Raw genomic sequence first — 8,598 nt, 5'->3', positions numbered from 1 at the left:
TTTAAATAGAGATAGCTTTAAATATCAATTTAAAATCCGTACTAGAAATTTAAAAGAAAAAAATTTGTTTAGTGATTTAAATCTAGATATAAAACTAGATTTTCTAGGAGAGATTGCTGGAGAAAAAGAGAACTTTATTTTAAGAGGTATTGTTAAAGATTTAAAATTAGAAAATAAAGATATACTTTTAGATTCATATGCTAATATATCGGTTATAAATGACCAAGGGTTACAGGCAAATATACAAGGAGAGCTAAGAGAGGGAAGATATAAAGATTTTAAAGTTCAAGGTATAAAAATAGATTCGACCTATGACAATGGAAATTTAATGATATCAGATATTAGAAATGCCCTATTTAAAGTTACTGGAGAAGTTGATATTCCAAATAAAAAAATGGATCTATCCTATAAAATAAATGGGTTAAAAAGTAGTGAATTTAAAAAAAGTAGTGTTGTTTTAATATTGAATGATGTTCAAGGAGAGGTAGCGGGAACTTTTGAGAGTTATGATGCTACTGCTGATATAAAAGACGCATCTTTAGAGATGCCCAATAAAGAGCTTGTATCTTTAAAAGGGAATATTGACTATAAAGATAATACTATTTCAACAGTTGGTTTTAAAATAAATCAGAGTCTTGCAAGTGGAAAGTATAATCTAAAAGAGAAAGATGGAGATTTTATATTAAATATTTTGGAGGAAAACTTAACAAAATACTATAATTTTAAAGCTTTAAAATATAGAGTTTTATCAAGAGTTACAGGGACTATTTCAGATGGAGATATAGAGGTCAAAGCTGGAGTAAATGTTGATAGAGTTTACTTAAATGGAGATATTATGCCAAATCTAATTTCAAGTATAACCTATGTAAAGAATACTAAAGAGAATAGAGTGAGTATTGATAGTTTAGATATATTGAATCTAGAGGGAAAAAGAATTCTATTCTCCAGTGGAAGAGTTGATTTAATTGAAAAGACAATAGATTTCAAAGTTCCAGATCAGGCTCTATATTTAAAGGATTTCCAAGGGATAATAGATGTTAAGGATATGAGTGGAAGTATTGGAATTGAAAGTGAAGTAAAAGGTGAGTTAGATAATCCGCAATACAGTTTAAAGCTTTTTGATGGAGAGTATGAGATTAAAGGTTTTGATTTTGATAACATATCGTTAAATTTAGTTGGAGATAAGGAAAATATAAGGATAGAGGAGCTTCTAGCATACTATGAGAAAAATAGAATAAAAGGGACTGGTGAGTATGATATAACCTCTCAAAATTATAAGTTTAATATATTTTCTAAAAATATTGACTTGAGTTTTTTAAATGCTATATTATCTAAAGATAATATAAAAGATATTGAGGGAACTGCCAATATAGATATTCAACTTTCTAGTAATTTAAAGGAGAATGAAGGATATATAGATCTAATAGACTTCAATGCGAATCTACCAAAGGTGTTACTGGATTTAAAAGGTTTGAGTTTAGTTTTAAAAATTGATAATGAAAGATTAACAATTAACTCATTGGAGGGGAAATTAAATGATGGAGAGATAAAGGGTAAAGGATACTTAAAGCTGCCATCATTGGATGAGATAAAAGCTGATAATGAGTTTTATAAAAACTTGGATTATGCATTTAATCTGACTTTAAAAAATATGATTTACCAGTTAAAAGATTACTTTAAAATCGATCTTTCAACTAATTTGATATATTCAGAAAATAAAATATCAGGAAATGTTACTATTAATAGTGGAGAGATAGTTGGAATATTAAAAGAGGATAAAGGTTTAATTTTAACTATTTTAAACTTTATAATAGATAAGACCAGAGCTATAATTGGAGAGAGTAAAAAATTAGGAAAAGATTTTGAGATAAAAGGAGCATTGAATGAAACACCAGAGTTTAATATAGGAGTGATGATAAGAGATGGTATAAATATAGATATTCCAGATGTTTCTACATTTGCTCAAGATGTTAAAGGTGTTATATTAGGTCGATTTAATATAGTTGGAAAAAATGAAAAAATAGGAGTTGTGGGAGAACTAGAGATTCAAAAAGGAAGTTTTGTTCTTGGAAGTGAGGATTTTACTGTAACAAGAGCACTACTACTTTCAGATAAGAAAAATGGTTTGATCTCAGACTTTAATCCAAATCTAATATTTGATGTATCTGCACTAACTTCCAATGGAAATATAGAAATATCTTTACAAGGAGAGTTAAATAGTTTAAGATTAAACATAGTTACAGGGCAAGGAAGTGAGAGTAGTAGCTTAAAAAATCTTTTTGATGGATCTGGAGAGGGAAATGATAAAAACATAGTAGCTTTATTATTTAAAACTCTTATAGATAGCCAGATTTCAAGTACATTATTAAGACCGATATCAAGAACAATACAAAATATTTTTCATATATCTAAATTTAGAATAGTTTCAGATGTATTTAATCAAGAGGTTTTAGCTAATTCAGATGACCCTAAGGTACAAGATCCCAATATTTTTGGATTTGGGGCATATTTAGAAGCTGAAAATCCGATATATAAAGATAAATATTTTTGGATATTAAAGCTAGGAATAATTGATGGTAGTAAGTATGATATAGGAGGTACTGATAGCGAAAGTCAAAGTAATGAATTTTCCAATTCAGTAAATCAGCTTGATTTTAAAGTGGAACGAAGATACAAATCAGGATGGTCTTATGGAGTTGGAGTTGCAAAATTAAATGATGCAAATATGATAGAAAAAAAGAAAAAAGGAAAATTAAATTATTATATTGATTTTAAGTTTGAAAGAAAATATAATAGTATAAAAGATATTTTTTCTAATAAAAAATAATTGGAGGGCAATTTGGGATGAAAAAGCACCTAATCGGAATAATATCACTGTTAGCTTCAATAGTTTCATTTGGAGCAGAGGGAGAATATTTAGTAAAAGGGATAGAGTTTAAAAATTTAAATGAGATACCTCAAGATGTTTTAATACAAAAAATGAGCTTAAAAAAAGGGCAAGTATTCTCAACAGAGGGATTATTAAAGGATTACAATAATATAAAGAAAAGTGATTATATAGACGAATTGGCTATTTATCCTCAAGTTTATGATGGGGGAATAAAATTAGTAGTAGATGTAAAAGAGAAGAAGGATACTAAAGATCTATTGGAAAAACAGGGAATACTTCCTGCTTCAGAAAGAGAGAGAGTGGATACATCACTAGTTGTATCTAGTTTAGAGATAATAGGAAGTGTTAATGTACCTGTAAATGAAGTGGCTAAAAAAATACCAATTAAAGTTGGAGGGTATTTTTCAAGAAATAAAATTATAAAAGGGCAAAGAGAACTTTTAGAAACAGGTATGTATAGAGAGGTAATTCCAGATGTATACCAATATCCAGAAGGATTAGTTGTAGTGTACTCAGTTATTGAAAATCCTATTATAAATGGAGTTCAAATCACTGGAAATACAAAATATACAACAGAGGAGTTAAAAAGTCTAATTGATATAGAGCCTGGAAAGGTATTAAATCTTAATGATTTAAGAGATGCAAGAGATAAGATATTAAAAAAATATAATGAAGATGGATATGTTTTAGCTGAAATTCAAGATATTGATTTAACTGGAGCTAATGACTTACAAATAGTTATCAATGAGGGTATTGTAGATAAAGTCAACTTTACAAAAATGGTAACAAAACAAAAAGGGCAAAGAAGAAAAGCTACAGATACTCTATTAAAAACTAGAGATTATGTTGTTGAAAGAGAGATTGAGATTAAACCAGGAGAGGTATTCAATATAAATAATTACAATGAAACTGTATCTAACTTAATGAGAACAGGATACTTTAAAAATGTAAAATATGAAACAAAACCTGCACCAGGAGAGAATCAAGGAGTAGATTTAGTTCTTTTACTTGAGGAGGAGAGAACAGCCACATTACAGGGAGCGGTATCTTATGGATCAGAGATAGGATTACTGGGAATGGTATCAGTAAAAGATATGAACTGGAAAGGTAAAGGTCAAGAGCTAGGAGTAACATTTGAAAAATCAGATGAAAACTACACAAGTTTCTCACTTAACTTCTCAGACCCTTGGATAAAAGGAACTGATAGAATATCTTGGGGATGGAGCTTATACAAAAATGAGTATGAAAATAGTGATAGCGTACTATTTAATGAAACAGATACTTATGGAGCAAAAATAAACATTGGAAAAGGTTTAACTAAGAATTTAAGACTAGGAATTGGAACAAAAGCTGAGTATATAACAGAGAAAGCTGACGCGTCAAAACTAGCTAAAGATAGTGTTAATTCTAATGGAGAAAATCTTCTTAATAAGTGGGGAGATAAGAGAAGTTATGGATTGTTTAGTATCTATCCATCTATAACATATGACACTAGAAATAATTACTGGAACCCAACATCAGGTTGGTATGGAAAATATCAAGTTGAAGTTGGATATGCTGATACAATAGATTCAGGAACATTCGCTAACACAACTTTAGAGTTAAGAAAATACCATAGAGGTTTCTTTAAAAATAATACATTTGCTTATAGAGCTGTAGGAGGAGTTATGACAACAACAACTCCTGAGTCACAAAGATTCTGGGTAGGTGGAGGAAGTACTCTAAGAGGTTATGATGGAGGATACTATCAAGGTACACAGAAAATAACAGCAACAATAGAAAATAGAACTCAAATCAATGATGTTCTAGGATTCGTTTTATTCTCAGATATAGGAAGAGCTTGGGATTACCAAGGAGAGGATCCTGGATACTTAAACGAGAAAAGAGATGCAAGATTCCCAGATGATATTGGAACAACAGTGGGAGTAGGATTAAGAGTTAATACACCAGTAGGACCTTTAAGATTTGATTTTGGATGGCCAGTAGGAAATTCAGAAGAGAGTGGAATGAAATTCTACTTTAATATGGGACAATCATTCTAATAAAAATATATATGGAGGATTTATAATGAAGAAAATAGCAATATTAGCAATGTTAGCAGCAGTATCAACATCTGCGTTCGCTTTAAAAGTAGGTTATGTAAATAGTCAGGAGCTTTTTGCAAAGTATTCACAAACAAAGGTAATTAGAGATACTTTAACAAAAGAGAAGCAAAATTTAGAAACTACTTTACAAAAGAAAGAGATAGAGTTACAAAAACTTCAAGTTGAGTTACAGGGAAAAGGAAAAGATGTAAGCGAAGCGGAGAAAAAAGCATTTGAAGATAAAGTAACAGCTTTCCAAAAATCGGTGAGAGAATCTCAAGCTAAACTTTCAAATGAGGAAGCTAAAAAAATGCAAGAAATAGATAGATTAATAAATATATCTATTCAAAATGTTGCAAGATCAGAGAAGTATGACTATGTTCTTGAGCAAGGAGCAATTAAATTTGGTGGAGAGAACATAACTCCAAAAGTATTAAATGTAATGGAAAAAAGCAAAAAAGTAAACTAATCAAAATAGAGAGAGGGATAAGATGACTTATAAAATAGATGAGTTAATAGCCCTTCTTGAATGTGAAGTAAAGGGAGATGCCAAGGTAAACATTACAGGGTTATCTCCCTTTTTTCAAGCTAAAGAAGGAGAAGTAACTTTTGCATCAGATGAGAAATTTTTAAAAAAATTAGATGAGACTAAAGCCAGTGTAATAATAGTGCCAGCAGGGATAGAGTTACCAGAAAACGGAAAAACATACCTATTGGTAAAAGATAATCCAAGAGTTTTAATGCCTAAACTTTTAGCATTTTTTAAAAGAAAGTTAAAAAAAATGGAGAAACTTGTAGAGGATTCTGCAGAGATAGGAGAGGGAAGCTCTGTTGGAATAAATGCCTATATAGGGCATAATGTAAAATTGGGTAAAAATGTGACAATCTATCCAAATGTAACAATATGTGAAGGGGTAGAAATTGGAGATAACACTGTTATCTACTCCAATGTTACAATAAGAGAGTTTTGTAAGATTGGAAAAGAGTGTGTTATTCAGCCAGGTGCAGTTATAGGGTCTGATGGATTTGGTTTTGTAAAAGTAAATGGTAACAATACAAAAATCGATCAGATAGGTGCTGTAATAATTGAGGATTTTGTTGAAATTGGTGCTAATACAACAATAGATAGAGGTACAATAGGAAATACTTTAATAAAAAAATACACAAAAATTGATAATCTAGTTCAAATTGCCCACAATGATATAATAGGACAAAACTGTTTAATAATATCTCAAGTTGGAATAGCAGGAAGCACTGAAGTGGGAGATAATACAACATTGGGTGGACAGGTTGGAGTAGCTGGTCATATAAAAATAGGTAGCAATGTAATGGTTGGTGCAAAATCAGGAATCATAGGAAATGTTGATGATAATCAGGTATTGGCAGGACATCCATTGATGAATCTAAAAGATGACTTAAAAGTGAAAGCTGCACAAAAAAAATTACCAGAGTTATTAAAAAGAGTAAAAGAGTTAGAGAAAAAACTTTAAAAATAGTTATAAACAAAAATCTAAAGTTGAATTATTCACCTTTAGATTTTTTATTTTTTTGAAGAAAGGTATTTAATTTAAAGGTGTAACATGATACAATATATAAAATAAAAAGAATGAGGTAATTTAATGAAGAAGAGAATATTTTTTGATAAGTATGATGAGATGAGATTTATATCCCATTTAGACATGCTTAGATTTGCAGATAGATTATTAAAAAAAGCTCATATACCTATGAAATATAGTCAGGGATTTCATCCGAGACCAAAAATCTCTTTAGGAAATCCAGTTTCCTTAGGTACAGAGGCTTTTAATGAGATAATGGATATAGAACTATCAGAGGTAATGAGCAATGAAGAGATAATGGAAAAAATGAACTCTGCAGCTGTTCCAGGATTCAGAGTAAATAGAGTGGAGAGCGTTGAGGATAAAAGAAGTATCGTTGATACATATACAAATGCTCTTTTTGAAATATCAGGTTCTAAAGAGAATATAGATACACTGGAGGCTCTATTTAATCAAAAGGAGATTATTGAGAGAAAAGAGAAAAATGGAAAGATATCAGAAAGAAATTTAGGAGAGAGAGTTAAGAACTTTTCTAGAGTAGAGAATATAATCAACTTAGAACTGGTTAATACCTCACCAAACTCATTTTTGATTTTAGCAGGTGTAGATGTAAAAGATGTACATATAGTAAAAAAAGGTTATAAAATCTAAAATATATAATTAATTATGAAGGAGAAAAGCTATGCTAGATTTAAGATTTATTCGTGAAAACATCGATATGTTACAAGAAATGCTGGTAAACAGAGGAAGCAACATTGATCTTCAAGAGTTTGTAAAATTAGACACAGAGAGAAGAGAGATTCTATCCCAAGTTGAAATGCTAAAAAATAAAAGAAATACAGAGTCTGCAGAAGTAGCTAGAAGAAAAAAGGCTGGAGAAGACGCTTCTGAGATTATAGCAGAGATGGGAAAAGTTTCAGCTCAAATAAAAGAGTTAGATGCAAAACTTGCAGAAGTGGAGGAAAAAGTAACTTATTTCCAAATGACATTACCAAATATGTATCATTCAAGTACTCCTATTGGAAAAGATGAAGAGGATAATGTTGAAATAAGAAGATGGGGAACTCCAAAAGAGTTTTCATTTAAACCAAAAGAGCACTGGGAGATTGGAGAAGATCTTGGAATTTTAGACTTTGAAAGAGGAGCTAAACTAGGAGGGTCAAGATTTACAGTTTATAGAGGTGCAGCAGCAAGATTAGAAAGAGCTTTAATAAGCTTTATGTTGGATACTCATACAACAGAGCATGGGTATACTGAGCATTTAACTCCATTTATCGTAAGAAGAGAGATCTGTGAGGGAACAGGGCAACTTCCAAAATTTGAAGAGGATATGTATAGAACAACAGATGATATGTTTTTAATATCTACTTCAGAGATAACATTAACAAATATTCATAGACAAGAGATATTAAATGAGAGCGACTTACCTAAGTACTACACAGCATATTCCCCTTGTTTCAGAAGAGAAGCTGGATCATATGGTAGAGATTTAAAAGGATTAATAAGACAACACCAATTTAATAAAGTTGAAATGGTAAAATTAGCAACTCCAGAGACATCATATGATGAATTAGAGAAAATGGTTGTAAATGCTGAAACAATACTTCAAAGATTAGGATTACCATATAGAGTTATTCAATTATGTTCTGGAGATATGGGATTTGGAGCAGCAAAAACTTATGATTTAGAAGTATGGTTACCAGGACAAAATAAATTTAGAGAGATTTCTTCTTGTTCTAACTGTGGAGATTTCCAAGCTAGAAGAATGGGATTAAAATATAGACCAGAGGGAAGTTCAAAGAGCGAGTTCTGTCATACATTAAATGGATCAGGATTAGCAGTAGGAAGAACTTTATTAGCAATTATGGAAAACTACCAGCAAGAGGATGGATCATTCTTAATACCAGAAGTTTTAGTGCCTTATATGGGTGGTATGACTGTTGTTAAAAAGTAGTCTTTTAATTTTATTTATTTTAAATCTATTTGTTAAAGATATGAGAGTTTTAGGAGTTCTTCTTCTTATAGGAGTTATACTAAATATCATATTTAATAAAGAACTATATAGTCA

General features: G+C 30.4%; 6 protein-coding genes. All 6 read left to right on the top strand.

Going from position 1 to position 8,598, the window contains the following annotated elements; all coding sequences use genetic code 11:
- On the top strand, window positions 1-2,827 hold a 2,827-nt coding region (locus tag ACMOUI_RS11265; protein ID WP_418965790.1), incomplete at its 5' end, for a translocation/assembly module TamB domain-containing protein.
- A gap of 17 nt (window positions 2,828-2,844) precedes the next feature.
- A complete protein-coding gene (locus tag ACMOUI_RS11260; RefSeq protein WP_418965789.1) occupies window positions 2,845-4,932 on the top strand; it encodes a BamA/OMP85 family outer membrane protein in 2,088 nt (695 codons plus the stop codon).
- A gap of 25 nt (window positions 4,933-4,957) precedes the next feature.
- Complete coding sequence (locus tag ACMOUI_RS11255; RefSeq protein WP_418965788.1) at window positions 4,958-5,443, top strand: OmpH family outer membrane protein; 486 nt, start codon at window positions 4,958-4,960, stop codon at window positions 5,441-5,443.
- A gap of 22 nt (window positions 5,444-5,465) precedes the next feature.
- Window positions 5,466-6,464 (top strand): UDP-3-O-(3-hydroxymyristoyl)glucosamine N-acyltransferase, encoded by a 999-nt coding sequence (lpxD, locus tag ACMOUI_RS11250; protein WP_418965787.1) that lies wholly within the window; start codon window positions 5,466-5,468, stop codon window positions 6,462-6,464.
- 129 nt (window positions 6,465-6,593) lie between these two features.
- The gene (locus ACMOUI_RS11245; RefSeq protein WP_418965786.1) at window positions 6,594-7,181 is read left to right on the top strand and encodes a TIGR03936 family radical SAM-associated protein; all 588 of its coding nucleotides are present in this window, start codon (window positions 6,594-6,596) and stop codon (window positions 7,179-7,181) included.
- A 31-nt stretch (window positions 7,182-7,212) separates the two neighbouring features.
- Complete coding sequence (gene serS / locus ACMOUI_RS11240) at window positions 7,213-8,484, top strand: serine--tRNA ligase (RefSeq protein ID WP_418965785.1); 1,272 nt, start codon at window positions 7,213-7,215, stop codon at window positions 8,482-8,484.
- Window positions 8,485-8,598: the final 114 nt, after the last annotated feature.

Source organism: Cetobacterium sp. (genome assembly GCF_048470075.1).
Classification (GTDB): Bacteria; Fusobacteriota; Fusobacteriia; order Fusobacteriales; family Fusobacteriaceae; genus Cetobacterium_A.
Note: the sequence above shows the minus strand (reverse complement) of the source record. Positions and strands in the feature narration are given on the sequence as shown.

What these genes read in the sequence shown, in the direction of transcription:
- ACMOUI_RS11260 (WP_418965789.1), top strand. Translation starts at nt 2,845, where the DNA reads ATGAAAAAGCACCTAATCGGAATAATATCACTGTTAGCTTCAATAGTT.
- ACMOUI_RS11255 (WP_418965788.1), top strand. Translation starts at nt 4,958, where the DNA reads ATGAAGAAAATAGCAATATTAGCAATGTTAGCAGCAGTATCAACATCT.
- lpxD (WP_418965787.1), top strand. Translation starts at nt 5,466, where the DNA reads ATGACTTATAAAATAGATGAGTTAATAGCCCTTCTTGAATGTGAAGTA.
- ACMOUI_RS11245 (WP_418965786.1), top strand. Translation starts at nt 6,594, where the DNA reads ATGAAGAAGAGAATATTTTTTGATAAGTATGATGAGATGAGATTTATA.
- serS (WP_418965785.1), top strand. Translation starts at nt 7,213, where the DNA reads ATGCTAGATTTAAGATTTATTCGTGAAAACATCGATATGTTACAAGAA.